Annotated in this window: 19 protein-coding genes; 11 read left to right on the top strand and 8 right to left on the bottom strand. The window is 39.3% G+C overall.

Translation table 11 applies throughout. The features are described 5' to 3' along the window. Window positions 1–332: 332 nt before the first annotated feature. Together ACPUYX_RS17915 and ACPUYX_RS17910 are read right to left on the bottom strand one after the other, a co-directional pair. Window positions 333–524, bottom strand: a complete 192-nt coding sequence (locus ACPUYX_RS17915) for an aminotransferase class V-fold PLP-dependent enzyme (RefSeq protein WP_426381092.1) — start codon at window positions 522–524, stop codon at window positions 333–335. A gap of 28 nt (window positions 525–552) precedes the next feature. Next, entirely contained in the window at window positions 553–966 is a 414-nt protein-coding gene (locus ACPUYX_RS17910) for a hypothetical protein (protein WP_426381097.1), read from the bottom strand. Between the two features lie 386 nt (window positions 967–1,352). Between ACPUYX_RS17910 and ACPUYX_RS17905 the strand changes: the two genes are divergently transcribed. After that, on the top strand, window positions 1,353–2,240 hold the full coding sequence (locus ACPUYX_RS17905; RefSeq protein ID WP_426380991.1) for an alpha/beta fold hydrolase: 888 nt from the start codon (window positions 1,353–1,355) through the stop codon (window positions 2,238–2,240). 85 nt (window positions 2,241–2,325) lie between these two features. Here ACPUYX_RS17905 and ACPUYX_RS17900 read toward each other — a convergent pair whose 3' ends face one another. After that, entirely contained in the window at window positions 2,326–2,532 is a 207-nt protein-coding gene (locus tag ACPUYX_RS17900; protein ID WP_426381091.1) for an IS66 family transposase, read from the bottom strand. Window positions 2,533–2,563: 31 nt separating this feature from the next. Between ACPUYX_RS17900 and ACPUYX_RS17895 the strand changes: the two genes are divergently transcribed. The 6 genes from ACPUYX_RS17895 to ACPUYX_RS17870 all read left to right on the top strand — a co-directional run bounded on the left by ACPUYX_RS17895 (window position 2,564) and on the right by ACPUYX_RS17870 (window position 6,212). Continuing rightward, window positions 2,564–2,893 carry a TfoX/Sxy family protein gene (locus ACPUYX_RS17895; protein ID WP_426380990.1) on the top strand — a complete coding sequence of 110 codons (330 nt, stop codon included), beginning with the start codon at window positions 2,564–2,566 and terminating at the stop codon, window positions 2,891–2,893. 195 nt (window positions 2,894–3,088) lie between these two features. After that, window positions 3,089–3,544, top strand: a complete 456-nt coding sequence (locus ACPUYX_RS17890) for a GNAT family N-acetyltransferase (RefSeq protein WP_426380989.1) — start codon at window positions 3,089–3,091, stop codon at window positions 3,542–3,544. A gap of 127 nt (window positions 3,545–3,671) precedes the next feature. Then, the gene (locus tag ACPUYX_RS17885) at window positions 3,672–4,133 is read left to right on the top strand and encodes a GNAT family N-acetyltransferase (RefSeq protein WP_426380988.1); all 462 of its coding nucleotides are present in this window, start codon (window positions 3,672–3,674) and stop codon (window positions 4,131–4,133) included. Window positions 4,134–4,160: 27 nt separating this feature from the next. Next, a complete protein-coding gene (locus ACPUYX_RS17880; RefSeq protein ID WP_426380987.1) occupies window positions 4,161–4,979 on the top strand; it encodes a DUF92 domain-containing protein in 819 nt (272 codons plus the stop codon). Between the two features lie 285 nt (window positions 4,980–5,264). After that, a complete protein-coding gene (locus ACPUYX_RS17875) occupies window positions 5,265–5,852 on the top strand; it encodes a poly-gamma-glutamate hydrolase family protein (protein WP_426380986.1) in 588 nt (195 codons plus the stop codon). 18 nt (window positions 5,853–5,870) lie between these two features. Continuing rightward, complete coding sequence (locus ACPUYX_RS17870; protein ID WP_426380985.1) at window positions 5,871–6,212, top strand: hypothetical protein; 342 nt, start codon at window positions 5,871–5,873, stop codon at window positions 6,210–6,212. 569 nt (window positions 6,213–6,781) lie between these two features. Here ACPUYX_RS17870 and ACPUYX_RS17865 read toward each other — a convergent pair. Together ACPUYX_RS17865 and ACPUYX_RS17860 are read right to left on the bottom strand one after the other, a co-directional pair. Continuing rightward, a complete protein-coding gene (locus tag ACPUYX_RS17865) occupies window positions 6,782–7,435 on the bottom strand; it encodes a hypothetical protein (RefSeq protein WP_426380984.1) in 654 nt (217 codons plus the stop codon). Next, window positions 7,432–8,016, bottom strand: a complete 585-nt coding sequence (locus tag ACPUYX_RS17860) for a hypothetical protein (RefSeq protein WP_426380983.1) — start codon at window positions 8,014–8,016, stop codon at window positions 7,432–7,434. The genes ACPUYX_RS17865 and ACPUYX_RS17860 overlap by 4 nt, the downstream gene beginning before the upstream one ends. Window positions 8,017–8,092: 76 nt before the next feature. Here ACPUYX_RS17860 and ACPUYX_RS17855 point away from each other — a divergent pair, with 76 nt between their 5' ends. Then, complete coding sequence (locus tag ACPUYX_RS17855) at window positions 8,093–8,902, top strand: hypothetical protein (RefSeq protein ID WP_426380982.1); 810 nt, start codon at window positions 8,093–8,095, stop codon at window positions 8,900–8,902. Window positions 8,903–9,199: 297 nt separating this feature from the next. On the opposite strand, the gene ACPUYX_RS17850 is transcribed toward ACPUYX_RS17855, so the two are convergent. After that, complete coding sequence (locus ACPUYX_RS17850; protein ID WP_426380981.1) at window positions 9,200–10,108, bottom strand: LysR family transcriptional regulator; 909 nt, start codon at window positions 10,106–10,108, stop codon at window positions 9,200–9,202. Window positions 10,109–10,231: 123 nt separating this feature from the next. Between ACPUYX_RS17850 and ACPUYX_RS17845 the strand changes: the two genes are divergently transcribed. The 3 genes from ACPUYX_RS17845 to ACPUYX_RS17835 all read left to right on the top strand — a co-directional run bounded on the left by ACPUYX_RS17845 (window position 10,232) and on the right by ACPUYX_RS17835 (window position 14,517). Next, on the top strand, window positions 10,232–11,512 hold the full coding sequence (locus ACPUYX_RS17845; RefSeq protein ID WP_426380980.1) for an amino acid permease: 1,281 nt from the start codon (window positions 10,232–10,234) through the stop codon (window positions 11,510–11,512). A gap of 668 nt (window positions 11,513–12,180) precedes the next feature. After that, window positions 12,181–12,369, top strand: a complete 189-nt coding sequence (locus tag ACPUYX_RS17840; RefSeq protein WP_426380979.1) for a hypothetical protein — start codon at window positions 12,181–12,183, stop codon at window positions 12,367–12,369. Window positions 12,370–12,537: 168 nt separating this feature from the next. After that, window positions 12,538–14,517 (top strand): methyl-accepting chemotaxis protein, encoded by a 1,980-nt coding sequence (locus tag ACPUYX_RS17835; RefSeq protein ID WP_426380978.1) that lies wholly within the window; start codon window positions 12,538–12,540, stop codon window positions 14,515–14,517. A 356-nt stretch (window positions 14,518–14,873) separates the two neighbouring features. Here ACPUYX_RS17835 and ACPUYX_RS17830 read toward each other — a convergent pair whose 3' ends face one another. Both ACPUYX_RS17830 and ACPUYX_RS17825 read right to left on the bottom strand, forming a co-directional pair. Beyond that, window positions 14,874–15,140, bottom strand: coding sequence for a hypothetical protein (locus ACPUYX_RS17830; protein WP_426380977.1), 267 nt, complete (start codon window positions 15,138–15,140; stop codon window positions 14,874–14,876). A gap of 177 nt (window positions 15,141–15,317) precedes the next feature. Then, window positions 15,318–18,005, bottom strand: a complete 2,688-nt coding sequence (locus ACPUYX_RS17825) for a PAS domain S-box protein (protein ID WP_426380976.1) — start codon at window positions 18,003–18,005, stop codon at window positions 15,318–15,320. Window positions 18,006–18,519: the final 514 nt, after the last annotated feature.

Genomic DNA, 18,519 nt, shown 5'->3' with positions numbered 1-18,519 from the left:
GAAGGAGCAATTTTCAGATTATTGAGGGAGGAATTATAATGAATCTTGATGAAGCAGTATCAGCAATGAAAAATACTCTTAAATAAGTATCCTAAACTCACTAAGGCTGAATACTCACAACTTAAGGCCATAGCAGATGAGATCTCAGACGGTGCTATGGATAAAATTTCAGATATTATTTTTACTGAAGTATTCCCCTTAGAAAAACGTGAAGGGGATATTAGATTTTGAGAGTGAGCTTAAATTGGAGTTGTGAATGAAGAAAAAGTTGATTGATGAGATCAAGAATCCTAATCTACGAAGTGAAGATTGGGCTATTGTTGGCATAAAATTCATGACGATGAAACGATACTCTTTCTTAAGGCCTTAATCGTAAAGTCTACGTCCTTGATGGAATTAAAATGACTGAAGCTAAAGCGTACGGTCCCTTGGGGATAAGTTCCAAGTGTCCGTTGGGCCGCCGGAGCACAATGAAGGCCGCAGCGGGTCATAATCCCAAAGTTTTTAAATAATCGGTAACTGATGTCACCATTTCCTTTAGTAAGGGCTTCGTCATTGCACGAAGTTCCTTAATCGGTCTGATCCTTCAGGTGCCAGGCTTAAGGTACCTGACATCAGTGAATTGTACGTGTTTGAGCCACGTTCCAGTTCACTGATTTTCATTGTTGTGCCCATAAATTCAAAGCCATCTTTCAGAGTGTTAAGATCATCACTTAAAGCCCGCTCACTTATGCCGAAAGTTTTGGAGAGTTCTTCGCGAGTATGGCTGCCGGAATGAAGATATTGTAAAATCTTAAGGAGACGGTCATAGCCGTCTCTCGCTTTTAATTGTTCGAGAAATGTAAGATCTAAACCAAACTTGTATTTGCTGTTTAAGTGTTTTAAGAGGTGTTCGATTCTCCTTGGACACGATTTCAGGACTGTAAAAAAGTACATAGAAAAGAATGATTGGAACAAAGGTGTCATGGTTCAACGTGGTCGTCCTTCGAAGGTTGACTTCGAATGTCAAGAAAGAAAATACGGATGAAAATATATGATAGTTCCTGCGGTTTTTAAAGCAGGTCAAGAACGGCTGACAGTGCACAAACCATTGAGCTTTTGATCCATTGGGCCCCAAAAAGCTCCTATTTTGGAATATCCCTGGAACCGTCCCCCAAAAAGAAAAAAGGGTTAGCCGATATAGTCCGTGCTTGAATTTTTCATATACAGCCAATAAAATGGTAAAAAATGAGTCCTTTTATAAAGTATGTAGACAAACGGGAATTTATATAGACTTTAGTGATGCTTTCATGATTAAGAGGGTATCAATCGAAAAATGCTAATGGGGATAAGGGATAACGGGGGTATATGTTATGGCACACGTAAAGGCAAATGGCATACAAATTGAATATGAAATTTACGGAAAGAAAACAAATCCTACAATAGTGCTTATTGCAGGAAATGGTGCTCAGCTTAATTTTTGGGAACAGGATTTTTGTGAAATGCTTGTAAAAGATAATTTACAAGTTATACGCTTTGATAACCGCGATGCGGGATTGTCTACAAAATTCGATGCGGCCGGTATTCCTGATATGAAAAGAATATACCAGGCAGCACAAGAGGGAAAACCAATTAAGACGGCATATACTTTGGAGGATATGGCTGATGATTTGGCTGGTTTGCTAGATGCGTTGGAAATAAAGAAGGCTCACATCTGTGGTGCTTCTATGGGAGGCACGATTGCTCAGGTTTTTGCCTATAGGCATCCTTCGCGTATATGTAGTTTAATTTCTATTATGTCATCTACAGGTAATCCGAATAATCCGCAAATATCACCAGAAATATTGGCGATTGTTACAGCAACACCTCCAACTGGACGGGATGCATATATTGATTATACTTTACGTATGTGGAAAAATATTTGGAGTAAGGGATTTCCTTTTGAAGAAGAACGTGCAAGGCGGTATTGTGAAGAAAGCTATGATCGTTCTTATTATCCACAAGGAGCTGTACGCCAAAATGCAGCGTTGGTTGCTAATGGGGATAGGAGACAACACCTTTCATTATTAACAATTCCAACGCTGGTAATTCATGGGACAAAAGATGAATTGTTTCCTGTTGAAGCGGGAAAAGACACAGCACGCACAATACCTAATGCTAAATTACTTTTGATCGATGGAATGGGACATGATATGCCTAAGGGAACATGGAAATGCATAGTCGAAGCTATTGCTAGTCAGGTAAACGACATGTCTCATTAATGTAATGGGGCAACATGCAACGATTTTCCTAATTTTTGGTTCTGTGACAGTTAGCCGGATGTTCCTTTGACTAGGGAACAAACATTCAATAAGTTCTGGGTTTTGGTTGAAATCGATATTTGGCATCGGTTAGCTCCAGACGGCCGTCCAAAAGGATATTCTCTAAGTACGGCAACTGGTTCAGCGCATAGTTTACGGCCTCATAAGCCTTTGATTTGGGAACCGTAAGGGGCTTAGTATCTTTTAGCCACGACAAAAAGGCGTACATCGTTGGCTTTGATTGGGCGACTATTTTAGTTAAAATGCCAGGGGGGTGAAATATTTTGGCTACTAGTTTAGACTATATTGATTATGTCTGCGAACAGATTTCGAATGTGGGCGCGATCAGATATAAGAAAATGTTTGGAGAGTATATGGTTTATGTGAATGAGAAACCATTACTTCTGATCTGTGACAATACAGTTTTTGTAAAAATGCTTGATCCTATCAGTGAAAAGATGAAAGATGCTGAGAAGGGTTTTCCATATGATGGAGCAAAGGAACATTATATATTGGACATAGATAATTCCGAATTTAGTAAACAGATCATAACAATATTAGAGCCGTTAATTCCGCTTCCAAAACCTAAGAAGAAAAAGAAGAATAATCCATAGTACAGAAATAAGAACCCCTAACAACTTATGCTGCAGGATGTCCTTACCTATTCCAAAGCCCCTCACTGAACCGGAAAGCTGGAGACTGAGGACACATCATGAGGTGTGTTGCGGGTGGAGTAACTGAAGGTAGGTCGTCTTCGTGGTTTGAAAAGCGAAATGCGAGAACATTATATAAGAATGGTGAGGAAAATAATGCTACGCATTCGAAGTGCAAAAACGGGTGAATCTGAAACCTTGACAAATATTGCTATAAGGTCCGAAGCATATTGGGGATATGGCTCCAGCTACATGGAAAAGTTTCAGTCAATTTATAAAATGACTGAAGAGTTTATTATAAAAAATCCAACCTTTGTAATAGAAGAGGATCAAAATCTTCTTGGATTTTATGGCATTTTAACAAATAATAATGATTCTATTTTAGAATATTTCTTTGTTGATTCTATATACATAGGGCACGGATATGGAAAAATATTGTGGAACCAGTTAGTGAATAATTGTAAAGACCTTGGCATTAAAAAATTTTGCATAGTTACAAGTCCACAAGCCAAAGAATTCTACGTAAAAATGGGGGCAAACGTTTGTGGAGAAGTAGAATCCTTACTTAAAAAAGGCCGATTAATTCCAGTGCTTATTTATTCTGTAACGTAAAGTAACCTCCGTGAAGGTGAATAATCCCACCACTTGCTAATCTAAAGAAGAAATAGCTGCCTAGATAAAGGCTAGCTGCTGATCAAGCGGGTCAATAAACTATGTTCCACCCATTGGAGGTATTTTTATGTATCTTAAAATAGATGATTTATCCGGGCCAGAAGTTGCTGAATTAGTGAGAGAGCATCTACAGAGTATGGCCATTCAGTCTCCGCCGGAGAGTATGCATGCACTTGATCTTGAATCCCTAAGAAAACCTGAAATTACGTTTTGGAGCGCCTGGGAGGGCGATGAATTAGTTGGGTGCGGGGCTCTAAAAGAACTAGATAGACAACACGGAGAGATCAAATCAATGCGAACTTCCTCATCGCATCGCAGAAAGGGTGTTGCTAAGGGCATTCTTCAACATATTATTGAAGAGGCTAAGGTGCGCGGATATCAGAGATTGAGCTTGGAAACGGGTTCAATAAATGCTTTCGAACCGGCTAGAAGATTATATATAAGTTTTGGGTTCCAACATTGTGAGCCGTTTTCGGATTACATAGAGGACTTAAATAGTGTTTTTATGACGAAGGAATTAATATGCTAGAATAAACTAAAAAGGTTCTTGAAGAAAATGATTTTTGATACTTTTTGGATAGATATTTCAGTAATTGCCAGCATTATAGCAATTTGTATTTTGGCATACAAAGCGAAGGCACTCACACTTTTGGGGGCCGTTTTTGCCTTTTTCCTGACTTTTGGGATTTATAGTTCTGGTGGTATTCCTTTCTTGGCTGCTTTGTTAGGATTCTTTATATCCTCCAGCTTTTTTACAAAATTTCGTGCAAAGGAGAAGGAAGAGCTCGAAAAGGCATTGTATGAAAAGGGAGGAAACAGAGACCATGTTCAGGTCTTAGCCAACGGTGGGGCTGCATTTGTCATTGCAGCAGCTCATTTCCTGATGCCTGATAAACAGCTTTTCGTAGTGTATTTTGTAGCAATAGCAGCCTGTAATGCTGACTCATGGGCTTCGGAAATCGGTATTATGAGTAAGGCAACCCCATTTTCCATTATAAATCTGAAGCCTGTACAAAAAGGTATGTCTGGTGGGGTGACATTCCTTGGATTGTTTGCAAGTGCTTGCGGTGCTTTGTTTATTGCTGGAATATATACAATATTTATGTTTGTATATTTTCCTTTCCTTGAACTGATAAGGGATTATACAATTATTGCGATATTTGGATTTGCAGGGGCTGCTATAGACAGTGCCTTAGGGTTGCTTTTCCAACCCGCTTATATTGACAGTACTGGGAAGCTCACGGAAAAAAGAGCCGACGGGAGAGTGCAAAACAAGAAAGTAAAAGGTATTGAACTTTTCGGTAATGATATGGTCAATTTCGTAAGCTCCCTAGTGGCTGCAGGTCTTGCATATTGTGCTATAACTTTTTTATAATGAACTTCTTTCAAACCTGCGAGAGCGGGGTTAAAAACCAAATAATCTAAATGGGTTTGCGGGGATGTAATCCAGGGCGTGTTGCTCTGGATTTTACTTATATAGGTGAAAACGGGAGACGTGAACAACAATTTGACTAAGTACAGTGGTATAATTAATACATATTTGACGTTCCACCAGATAAAGCAACGGAATCAGATTTCTCTTTGAGAGATCTTCTTGGCGTGGAAAAAGAATTTTTTGAAGTTGTCAATAGATTAATTACGATAAACATGGGAGGAAACAATGCCAGATACTTATTCGAATTTCCGGGAGTTACAGTTGCATGAACAAGAGGATCGGGATTATCGGATAAAGGTTAGCCAAAATTGGCATCAAGTTTTAGTCGTTGCTCCACATGGAGGAAATATTGAGCCCTATACTTCTGAAATTGCACAATGGATAGCAAAAGGAGATTTTGCCTGGTATTTATTCGAGGGAATAAGAGATATAGAAGTCAGGAAGCTCCATATTACGAGCCACAATTTTGATGAACCAACTTTGCTTCAAGCCCTTCATGAAGCGTATATCGTGTTAACAATTCATTGCCTTAAAAACTCAACCGAAGAATTCCTAATGATTGGCGGGTTAGATTCAGAATTTACAACTTTGTTACGGATAGAATTACAAAATCGAGGTTTTATTGTTAAAGACTGTGAACAGAAATATCGTGGGGAGCGGGCAACTAATATTTGTAATAGAGGACGTACTGGAAAAGGCGTACAGTTAGAAATTTGTTATGCTTTGAGAAGCAGAATTGTTAAAGATGCAGAATGTAGGAACCGATATGTAGACGCGATTCGGTCAATTATTAAAGCTCAGGAATTACGTTGAGAAGTAAAAATTAACAGTGTGGAAGAAAAACAGACTCTTACCCCTCAATATGCTTCCCCTGTCACTGCGAAAGATGGAACGAAGTTTGTTGTTGTCAATGCCGATGTTACCAATATAACCAATAAACCGATTACCATGGAACCGGATTTAGTCATGGTTGACAGCAAAGAGCGAGAATTCAAAACCTATAATAAGGCTATTGGCTCAATTGACAATTATCTAGACTATAGAGAATGTGAACCACCCTCCATTAAAGAGAACGGCAATTGGGTATATGAGCTGCCTAATGATGCAATAGGCTATAGTCTTGCAGTTATGAAATCAGGTTCAAATGAACTTTATTTAATCAAACTTAAATAAGGTATATTTTTAAAATGACCAGCCTGTTCTGGTCATTTTTTAATGTTCTTAATATTCTTGGTCATCAGCTAAGAGTCATTATAAACTAATGCAGTTCAGCTATTTCAACAACGTCCTGGTAACGACACACTTTTTTGCACATAGGGCATACAACATTCTCGGAAACCTTAGGTTTGCTTCTATAATTGAACGAAACGGTGATTGTTGTCATTCTACGAGATATTGAAGCCCATTTATTGGATTTACTAACCTGTCCACAGTTAGGACATAAAAAATACGGAATCTCTAAATTATCCGCCAAATTATTACAACCTTCCTTCATGCTGTCTACGCCATGTTACAAGTAAGATGTTTTAATTTTGGGACTACTATCTAGAGTATTCAGTGTGAGATTTCTACGTTACTAAATCTTTTGGCATAAACTGTTGGTTGTCGAGTGAATTTGCAGAATTGAAACCTTATGAGATCAAAGGAGCTCAAACATGAAATACTTTGTCTCAAGATGGCCAGATACTCCAGCAAGCGCTCCCAAGTGCTGGACAACTGTCTGGCGATGGACTAATGGGGATTTACTCGAACGAATCCGTAAGATCCTTAACTAGCTTCCCTTGTTCGTCACAGATCTTTACATGCACCAAATTATTCTCTGAGGTGAAGTAAAGTATATATTTGTTTCTGATTTCACCTTTGTCTGAGGGAACTGAGGGATCAGTGATGCTTTTTCTGGTAATGCTGACCGGACCAAAGAGATTCTCATCTTCGAGGATAACTTTGGGTTTCTGTTTATAATTGCATATAATAAGCTTCCCATTATGGCCCTCATCATAACTGGTATAGACTAATGCATAATCCTCATTAAAGGTAGTTGAGGATATAGCGGGAAGAGCGCCTAAAGGATCAGTGTTTAAAGGAATAGTATCTAAGTCAAGTGGATGATGGTCAATGGAATCATTTCTTCTAACCATAAAAATATTTAAGGTTTGGTTATCAGTGGCCCCAGAAGGGTTAGGGTTAAGCTTCATGCCTATAAAACCATATCCATCCTCGATCCCTTGTGCCTCTACAACATTGCAGATAAGCGGTTGATTATTGAAGGTGAAGGGCATGCCGTCAAAACCCATGGAAAAGAGGTCAAGCCCCTTTGGAGTCAGTGAGGTATAGGTAAGGGTACGGTCTAGAGTGTTAGCATTGACAATCTGATAGGGTTTCCGTAGGAAAGTCATATCAAGGTTTGGTTGATCAGTTGTTGTGAAAAAAGGGGGGGCTCTTTCTCAAAATTTTTCACATACAATAAATTATCATTTGCTTTAGAGTAATAAAGATTACCTTTGAAATCCATACTAGTGGCTTCGTTAAAACCTTTTATAGGTATGAACCCCTGATCGGCATGCAAATTACGGTTATTATCTTTGGTAAGAGTTGTTTTAACAATGCCGTCTCTGGATGCTGTAATGACGCCATAGCCCGAGAAAGAGTTGGTGAACAAAATAACGTTTCCAAGGTAGCGGTGAGTGGGGAATTCTGCTAAAAGTGTACTCTCACCCGTAGCTGCATTTAAATAGGATAAATAAGAATAGCTGATGTTATCCTTCAGTTTTGTTGCTAATACTAAGAGTGCGTTATCCGTTGAAACATAATTATCAAGCCAAACAATGTTTTTAATTTGGCCAAATTTCGCAGAAGTAAATTTCAGAAAAGGTTCCCGAAAGTTGGGCTTGGGAAGTGCCTTATATGCGGAAATTTGCGTAATTACAGTAGCCAATAAGATGATCAGTGTAAATAAGGCCATCAAGTATTTCTTCATACGCCGGCTCATACTCCCTCCAAAATCTGGTATAATTAATTATATCACAAATTAGGTTGTTTAAAGGAGCAGAGTAATGGATATTACTGCGAAACTAGGGGAACAGTTTAAAGCTATTCACAAGGTTATCTGGATTATTTTGCTGCCTTTCATTTTAGATATTGGAGAACTTTATCTTTTTGAGAGGATTTTTCATTGGGAATACATGCCGGTTGCCAAACTATTCAGCCTGAAGTTAGGGTTTATTTCGGCCCCGCCTAGCATCAGATATATCTTGGAAGATTTTCCTTCCCTGATCTTTCAGTATAATACAGGTGCTCTTCGAGGACTTATCACTCAATTCAACCTGGCAAACATGTTGCTTCTTTTATCAGTAGTTCTTGTCACAAGTTTTTTAAACAGTGGTTATTTAGCCGTTATTAGCCAAGTCGGTCGCAAGAGGGTAACCTGCAAAGACTTTATCATTGAGGGCAATCGATTATGGTTTAAATTCTTTATACTTGCTCTCCTGAATGTTATTCCCATTCTCTTGGCCTTGATAAAAAAGGAATTTGCTTATTTTAGTCTGGTCACTGTTGTTTTCGTTTACGTTCAGTACTCAATCGTTGTCGATAATGTAAGCCTAAAAGACAATTTCAAACTTGGAATAAGTTTCTTATTTAATAACCTAGGGTTAAGCTTCAGGATGGGTTTTTGTTTTGGCTTTCTATTTTCTCTTGTAGGGATATGTATATACTTTTTAACACGGGCGGGTTTTAACGGTATCGTTATCGGATCAATGATCACGGCTTATTTTGGTGCAGTTATGAATAAAGCTGTGTTAGAGATCTATAGAGAAATATCTGAAAAGCAAAGTGAGATGGTTCAAGAAATCAGCGCCATCTAGAGACTCTTGATTTTTTCAAGATCTTGGAGGAGATTGCTATGCAAGACCCAATAGAAGAATGGGAGGGCATGGATGTGAAATTGATTTCTGAAATCACCTGTCTTTTAGAAGAAGAGATCAAGAAAATTAAGTAAATGTCACATCTGCGGTGCCTTTAGAGTGAAAATTGAACCTGCAACTTGCGGGGTTAATTAATACAAACAGGGATGAAATCGCAATGGTCAGTGAGTTTAGATCAACGATTTAATAATTGTGTCAAAAGGACCGTCCCCCTGACACACCTGACACAGATTTTCATCATAGAGTGCAGTCCTGTCGCCATTTTTCAGCGTGCTGCCCAACAAGAAGCAAGAATTCATGTAATGCTGGTGATAGCCACTTCTTTTTGTGATATGCAATCTGGGTGGCTAGACGCTCTTCCCTGTCATCCCAGGCAAGCTGAACGAGTTTTCCCTCATGCACTTCATTTTGCACGGTAATCAGTGGAAGAAGTGAAAGGCCTAATCCTGACATAACACAATTTTTAATGGCTTCAATGCTCCAGAACTCAAGGTCCGGATTGGGAAAGATTCCGTGTTTGTTAAGATGGTGCTCGAACAATGTGCGGTAGGTACATCCCTGCTCAGTTTGCAGTATCGTTTCGTCCTTTAAATTGGCAGGCTCGACATGCTCACAATGGACAAGGGGATGGTCCGGTGGTGCAATGAGAGCCATTTTTTCGTGTACGAGAGTTTCAATGTGGAGCTCCCGGTCTTCAGTCTCCGGTTGAAGCAGGAAGGCAAGATCCAGTTCTCCTGAACGGATAAGGTCACGTAATTCCCAACATACACCGGGCTTTAACGTTATTTTAACTTCGGGATAATTGCTTTTGTATTCACGGATAATACCGGGCAAGCGAAAGGCTGCCAGCGATTCCGGAGCGCCAATTGTCAGTGTACCGGTAAGAGCAGTTTCCGACCGGACCGCTTCTTTGGCCAAGGCATGCATTTTAGTAATTTCTTGGGCGAAAGGTATTAGTCGCTGTCCAGCATCAGTAAGGACAATGGTTTTGCCTAACCGGTCAAATAAAGGCGTTTCAAGCTCTGCTTCAAGTGCTTGAATTTGAGCTGTTACGCTTGACTGGGCGTATCCCAACATGTTAGCTGCGCGGGTGAAGCTACCAGCTTCGACTACACTAAGAAATGTAAACAAATTACGTATTTCCAATTTTTCAGATCTCCCTTTTATCATCGGTTAATACGATGCATATCATCGAAATATTCCGTTTTCCTGATAATATCATTATCTGGTACTATTAGAGAAAATTCAAGTAAAGTGGGAGATAGAATATTGAATAATGAAAGAAGACTTAAGGGTACTATCGGATTGCCCCAGGCAATAGCTCTCTATATCGGAGCCGTACTAGGATCGGGAGTTCTAATTGTGCCTGGGTTGGCAGCGGAGATTGCTGGACCGGCTTCCCTGCTGGCCTGGGGGCTTATGACTTTGCTTATCTTACCACTGGCATTGTCTATGGGGTTGCTTTCGTCTAAGTTCCCGAATGCTGGAGGGGTTTCCTATTTTGTTACAAAGGCATTTGGGCCGGAAACTGGATCGCTTGTTGGCTGGTTTTTTCTCATGTCTGTACCTATTGGTGCACCAGTGGCTGCCTTGACAGGTGCTGGCTATATGTCAGCAGCTATGGGCTGGAGTGATAGTATGCGGGTTGCCCTGGCAGCAGTAATGCTTGCGGTCGGGCTATTTATCAACATTGTCGGCATGAAAGTAGCGGGTCAAGTGCAAATTGCTGTTGTTTTAGCAATCGTTGCTGTGCTGATGGCCGTCATTGTCGGGGCTGTTCCTAATATTGAGTATGTAAATTTCAGGCCGTTCATGCCCCATGGTTGGTGGAGTGTTGGCAAGGCTGCATCTATTTTGTTCTGGTGTTATATAGGCTGGGAGGCGGTCTCTCATTTATCTGAAGAATTCATAGATCCTCAACGTGCGGCGGTCAAAGGAGTAACTATTGCTGCTGTCGTTGTTGGCTTACTGTATTTTCTCACAGCATTTGCTACTGTTGGGACACATAATTACAATACAGCTGGATCAGATGCTTCACTTGTATTGGTTATAAGTAAGCTTTTCGGGCGATGGGGGGCTTTGGCTGCTGGATTAACAGGTGTGTTCATCTGTACTGCGACTATTATCGCCTATACGGGTGCGGCTTCTCGGCTTGCGTATGCCTTAGCCCGAGAGGGGAAGGCTCCACGCTGGATGAGTGTTTTGTCTAAACGATTTGGTACTCCAATCGGTGGAATTGCCTTTCTTGTTCTATGCTTTGCTGCTGTTCTTTATGTATATGCGAGTGGAGGGATATCCTTAACAACCCTTATACAAATACCAAATGCAACCTTCATTCTTACATATCTTGGCGGCTGTGCGGCTGGGATCCGGTTGCTAAAAGGAAGCTTTTGGGGAGTGCGTCTAAGCTGGCTTTCTTTTCTTTCAACGGCGGCCGTATTTCCATTTGTCGGTTGGGCAATTTTGTACCCCTTGGTCATTATTGTTGGTTTCGGGATGACAAGTAGGATAAGAAATAGAAACAGTTTGTCATTTAAATATCGTGGTTAGCTGCGGTTGAGAAGCAGAATTACGGTGAAGAAAAGAGATTAAACAAAGCAGAAAAGAGAGATATAAATAAAACGAGCTCCTAATTTTTAATCAGGAACTCGTTTTCACTCACATAAGGTTTTGCTATATGAAATTAGCATCATTTTTCATCAAGCCCCTTTTTAGGAGATTTTTTTGAGGATACTCTTTGGCTCAGAAGCTTTTAAAGATTCAATCCCAACTGAAGCAAGAATTTCTCGAATCATATTACTCTGTTTCTTACTCAAATGCACACCTCCTTTTACAAAATTTAGTACTAACATGGAAATATATAGTTGGGCAAGGTGAATTTATTTACCTGACAAGTATCCCGATTATTAATAAAAATCAAAAGGAATGTTTAATATGAAAAATAGTGGTTATAATCATATTAGGAATAGATGTTCGTCACGGAAAGCTACTATATATTGTAACGATCCACCGAGGGAATTTTCTAGACGAAGTAAAAACTAATGAGTGAAAGAGGCTTCTTGTCGAGGATTATTAACTGGTAAAACACAACATACATTCTCCTTCAGGAGAAACGGGTTTTTCACAACTATAAATCCCTTTTTTACTGGATAGAAAAACAAGGACTTACTGCATTCTAGAAGTAGGTAAGTCCTTGTTTTTTTATTTGGCTATGATTTATGCTGTATAGTCGGACAATAACTGAGATCAATTACCGCTTAGATTCATACCTTATTGATGATCCCTATGATGATTATGACCATGAGGACGACAGTCATAACAATAAAGAAGATGATGAGAAAAAACACTGCGATACAAATTACGTCTTAACTGAGCGGGTAGGTGTCTTAGATATTTTATCTAGGTAGTGAAAATAAACTCCATTTTACTGTCGGATTAATAGAGGAATTTATGGAATTTTGTCGAAATCAAGTATCTATTAGACAGATAATAACAAAGGAATAGTTCTTAATAAGAACTGAACGAACCTTATAGTTAGAAGTCTAGTGATACATATTGCTGAGAGGGTGATAAAAATGATTAAGACGAGATTCTTTAAATCAATTGCCGGAACATTAATTCTGTGGTTTCTTGTGTTTTCCCTGATACCCCTTTTTGGTTTAAGCACCTTTAATTATTATACAAACAAAAATAATATGACTCAGGACGCCATTCATAATATGAACCAAACTGTTTCCTTGGCTGCTGACGTTTTAAACGATTGGTTAAAAGAAAAAATGGATGTTCTTAATACCATCGGCAAAAATCCCGTGTTTGCCACTGGTGATAAAGCACAGATTATGGATTATCTCAAACGTGAATCTGAAGCTACTCCTTATGCGGAGGATCTTCTTTGGGCGGATGAGAACGGACAAGCCGTTAATTCTTCAGGAAAAACATTAACCATTAGCGATCGCTCTTATTTTCAATCTGCTCTCAAAGGGAAGCCTGTCATTTCTACGATGCTTGAATCCAAGAGTACCAAAAATGATATTCTTCCTATAGCTATACCATTACAAGGTAACAGTGGATCTTCCGTACTTGTTATGAGTCTTAAAGGTGATGCAATCCAAGCAATTGTTGATAATGCAAAATATGGACAGACAGGGTATTCATATTTGTTTGATAACACAGGACTTGTTATTGCTCATCCGGAAAAGTCACAAATTCTAAAACTCAATGTTATAAAATCAAATTCTGAAAGCCTTAATCAGATTGGCTCCCAAATGTTAAATAATCAACAAGGTAGCGGGGAATATATCTTTGAAAATATTGACAAAGAAGTGGTTTATACGACGATTCCCAATACAGGTTGGCATCTGGTTCTAACAGCGCCTGTCAGTGAATTCTATAGCTTTGCCACGAAGCTTCTGTACATGAGTTTAGGAGTGGGTTTCGGAGTGGCGTTACTTATTGCAATCTTAGCTTGGTTTATGAGTAAACGGATCTCTAAACCGATTGTAACTTTAGCAGAACAAACTGACGTTTTAGCGACAGGTCAATTAGACGTAACGATCAGTGACGGTTTTCTGGGAGAACTGGGTGTTCTTGGACGATCATTAAAAACTATGACGGAAAATTTGCGCAATATCGTTTCAAAGGTGCATCAAAGCTCAAGCGAATTAGTGGCATCGGCTCAGGAATTAAGTACTTCAACTGATGAGTCTTCGTCTTCCGTTGAACAGGTTGCCCGGGCGATAGAAGAAATGGCAGGAGGAGCAAGCCATCAAGCTGAGAGCTCACAACAAATTGTTGAAATGGTTAATCAAATCGTTGGCGCAGTTGATCATGTAAATGCTATGATCAATAAAACGGTTGACGATGCAAATTTAGCGAAAGCATCTGTAGAAGAGGGAATGCGAGCTGTTTCTAACCAAACAATAAAAATGAAGGAGAACTTGGAAGTAAGCCGCCAAGTGGCTGTGGCTATTGAGCACCTAGCTCAACAATCACATGAAGTTGGAGCAATTTTAAGTACCATCTCCAACATTGCCGATCAGACGAATTTGCTTGCTCTCAATGCGGCTATTGAAGCAGCACGTGCTGGGGAACATGGAAGAGGATTTGCTGTTGTAGCTGATGAGGTAAGAAAATTGGCAGAAGGATCTCGACAAGCAACTGAAGAAATTGCCCATATTGTCGGCAACATTCAAAGTCGTGCTCAAGAAGCATCGGATCAAATGAGTAAGGCAAAAACGGTAGTTGAAGCCCAGGAGCAAGCTGTAGACTATACAAATCATTCCTTTGAAAGAATCTCCGAGATCGTAAGGTCTATGGGTGAGCAAATGGAAAACGTTAAGCATTCTTCAGAACAAATTGGTGGCCATGTCAGTGATATTTCAGAGAGTATTGAATCCATCGTGTCTGTTGCTCAAGAAAATGCAGCTGGAGCTGAGGAAGTGTCCGCAAGTACAGAGGAATTGAGTGCCGCAACAGAGCAAATCGCCGCTGCCGCCAGAACCTTAGTAATGCTGGGAGAAGACCTGGATAAAGCTGTGGCTATTTTCAAGCTTTAAGGCAAGACAATTCTTTATCAAATAAATATTGTCTTGAGTAAACTCGTTCAGCTAAAGCTGAACATCGGGGCCTCGGTGACGGAAGTGTCCTGTGGACACTTCCGCCGAAAGCGCCTAGCTCATAACAAATGCTATCGTGCTGAAGGATTGACTCTACCCCCACTGAAGCAAGGTATGATAACTACTCCCACTTGAAGTGGGAGTCTTACGATTGAATAAATGAAAAGCTCTTCTGCACTTGAAGAGTATCACTTCAATTCTAAATTAATGATTACAAAGTAAGAAGAGTTATGATGTTCCAATTTAGAACTTAAATCTTAAGTAAAATGGGCCCCGGTTCACCGGGGCCGTTGATTTTAATAGCTTACATAGGTTATTTGTCGGACAGGGATTCTCACTACGGATTGAATTCCGTCAATTTGGTTTCCGATATTTGAGAATAACCGAGCGTTAGTTACAAATGCCACACCGTCAATAACGCCGCCGTAATTTCCAACCCAAGTGCTTGAATCAGTACCAATTACTACACGAGCCCCGATGGGCAAAGTGTCAAACAGAATAGCGTTAAAAGGGGGGGCACCAAAAGGAGGTACGCCAAAAGGAGGGAATCCTAAACCAGCCATAATTATTATCTCCTCTCGTTTTTTGTTTTTTGGCTATTGAGCCAATATAAGATGAGAAAGGAGATGTTGGATTGGGTTGTTTCTAATACATACTATGAAACTTGTCCTTAGAAGGTGATAACAACTTATTACAAATATCCCTAAGGAGTTCGATTTGGATATTAATTATAACGAATATTAGGCAATCATGCCTTCTCGCTTTTTCTCTAAGTTTGGAATCGAAAAGACTATGTAAAAAGTTGTTCCATGAGAATTGGAATCAACCTTAATTTTGGCGTTATGCGATTCTACGATCTTGTAACTGGTTGCTAACCCTAACCCCGTTCCATAATCTTTCGTCGTATAGAATGGAATTCCAAGTTTATTCATATTTTCTGGAGGGATACCACAACCCTCATCCTTAATAGCAAGCACTACTTGGTTATTATGCAAATAAGTTTTAAGAGTTAGACCACCGCCTTCTTCCATAGCTTCAAGGCCGTTTCGAGCTATATTTAAAATTAGTTGAGTAATTTCTTTTTTATTCAATTCGAGATTTGGAATTTTCTCCGGGATATACTGAATTCTTTTGCTTTGTGTAAACGCGTCAGCTTCTAAAAGCGGGTAAAGATGTGTAAGAATGTCATTGAGGCTTTGAAGTTTCAGCTCGGTTTGCTTTGTTTGAGCAAGGGATAAAAATTCCGTAATAATTTCGTTTGCGCGATCGAGTTCTGAAATCATCAATTCGAAGGTGGATTTTTGGGTAGCATAATCAGGTTTTACCCCCATTAGCTGCAGGTAACCGCGTACGGTCGTCATTGGATTCCGTATTTCGTGGCCTATTCCTGCAGCCATTTGCCCTACAAGGTTTAGACGATCCAGTCTGGCCATTTCATCTTGAGCAACCTTTCGGTCTGTAATGTCTCGAAAATAAGAACTTAGACCAGTCTCTGTAGGGTAAGTACTAACTTCAAACCATTTGTTGCCTAACACCTCAGAGAAAACTTCAAAGGTTATAGCTTTGTTTTTGGTAAGGACGTCTTGATGGTGTAATAGGGCAGTGTTCATTATGGTGCATTCTTCCGTCATTTTTTTACCTAACAATTCATCGCGAGATCTTCCGAAAGCGATTTCACCTGCGCGATTGATATATGTCAATTGTGTGCTTTTATCTACAGCAAGAAAACAATCAGTCATACTTTCAAGGATTGAGACTATCTCTTGTTGCGATTTGATTAAATTTTCATATGTCGTTTTCTGCTCAGTTATATCTTGATAATAAACCGATAATCCATTTTCAGAGGGATATACTTTTACTTGATACCAGGTGCCTTTCTCTAAAAAGCTTTGATATTCAAAGGTCACGGGTTCATGATGGGCCATGGCCTTTTGATAATTCAAGTGGAACAACGTTCCTTGTGCCTGAGGGATTTCTTTCCAGAGAACATTGCCTAAAAGTTTATCTCGTGTTTTGCGTAATAATTCCTCAGCTTTCTTATTGACGAAGGAAAAACGCCATTGATGGTCAAGGACGTAGAATCCGTCAGGCATATGATTGATAATATCTGCGATAAGCTGGTTACTTCGGGATAGTTCGGCCTCTAAGGAAAGGTATTTTGTAAGTTGGTCCACTCGTTCGCGCTGCATTCGTTTCATTTCGGTCACATCATTGCACGCTATTAAAATACATTCTTGATCATCCATAGTAATTGTTTCAGCGGAAAGTATGGCAGTTCCAATTAAACCAAATTTCGTAATGAGTGCACTTTCTATGTTATGCACTGATCCTTGACTGTTAATAATTTTGCTAATTTGTTTAAATTCTTGTTCAGGAACCCCCATTTCAATAGGAGTTTTACCAATAACGTCCTCACGAGAGAAGCCTCTTTCTTCTAGAAAACGATCGTTGACATCCAGATAACGATAATCGGATTTTCTTAGAATAGCCATCATGTTGGGACCCAACTGAAAAGCTTTTCGAAATCGATCTGTTGCTCCTCTTAGCTTTTTTTGTTCCTTTTTCTGATCTGTAATATCGTTCATGATGGCAACAAATGCTTCTTCACCAGTAGGCATTTGAAATTTTGCCAAGTCAGCAATAACATGCCGGTTATTCTCAGTTAAAATTTCTTGTTGACGTTGTTTTGTAGTATCAAACACTGATTTATAATGGTTTAACAGAAGATTCGGTGTTTCAGTGAAGGACTTTAACGAGCATTTTTCTGTAATATTTTTACTAAGCAAAAGTGGCCCGTGGTTATTAAAGACCATTAAGTTTAGAGGACTATTCGTCAAGATAGTATTAAGGATGGAGGCTTTACCCAAAAAATCGTAAGTCCAGAAATAAAAGTTAAAAATAACTGTCGTGGCTAATGGAGTAATGATTAAGTATGGAGCTGTAACAATTCTTAGGACTTTTGCAGTATCGCCTTTCCAGGGGGGGATGAATCCTATGATAAATAGAAAGATACATGCCATAAACATGCCTATGATACACCAGAAAAAGAGTTTCTTGCCAGTTTGGGCGCTCTTAATGTATTTTTTTAGGAACGTTCCAAAACAGGCAAAAATGATGATACTTGTTATACCGCCCATTGAACCGCTTCCCCCGACACTGTATCGATAAAGTGAGCTTATGCTGGCGGCTATTACTGCAGTCACTGGGCCACCAACAAACCCCGCCATGGTCATGGTAATGTGTCGGAAATCGTAGAATCGACCTGGGACGACTGTGATTTTACCATCCATTGTAAGGATAGTAATGAGTCCAAACATTACGCCTAAGAAGTAGGGAGAGTATTTTTTGTTCAAGGATAGGTTGATCCATATGACAGCGGCGCAGAGAAACAAGACATTAAGTACATTTGATAAGAAGTCGTAGTACAAATAAACCACTTCCCATTTTGCAAATTATGTCAACGGTTAAAATTATATTCCTAATTTTGAAAAAATGTTGTCGGAATGTTATGTCGTATTATTATTTTGATTAACCTTTAATATCTAATAAAATAACTTTTTGTATAAATTAATTGTAATTTCTTAATACTGTTTTTAACTAATGCCGAATTTATTCTGCATCAGGACTTATCATCGGGAAGAGCAATGATCAAAATTAGTAATTGACAATATAAGTCGAAAATGCTACTATTAAATTCCGTTCTAAACCAAGTAAGTGAAATTTGGTTAAGGGACGCAAGGAGTTGAAAATTAGCAATTGACAATGAGAATTGAAAATGCTATTATGTAACTCCGGCCAAGATGGCTGATCATATGTGGTCTTTGAAAACTAAACAACAAGGACAGCCAATGAGAGAAACTCGCAAGAGTTTCAAACAAATCATGAATTCATGAGCAGATATCATCTTCTTTAAAGAAGTTGAGATAACTTTTTTGGAGAGTT

The organism is Desulfosporosinus sp. SYSU MS00001 (assembly GCF_049943955.1).
Classification (GTDB): domain Bacteria; phylum Bacillota; class Desulfitobacteriia; order Desulfitobacteriales; family Desulfitobacteriaceae; genus Desulfosporosinus.
Note: the sequence above shows the minus strand (reverse complement) of the source record. Positions and strands in the feature narration are given on the sequence as shown.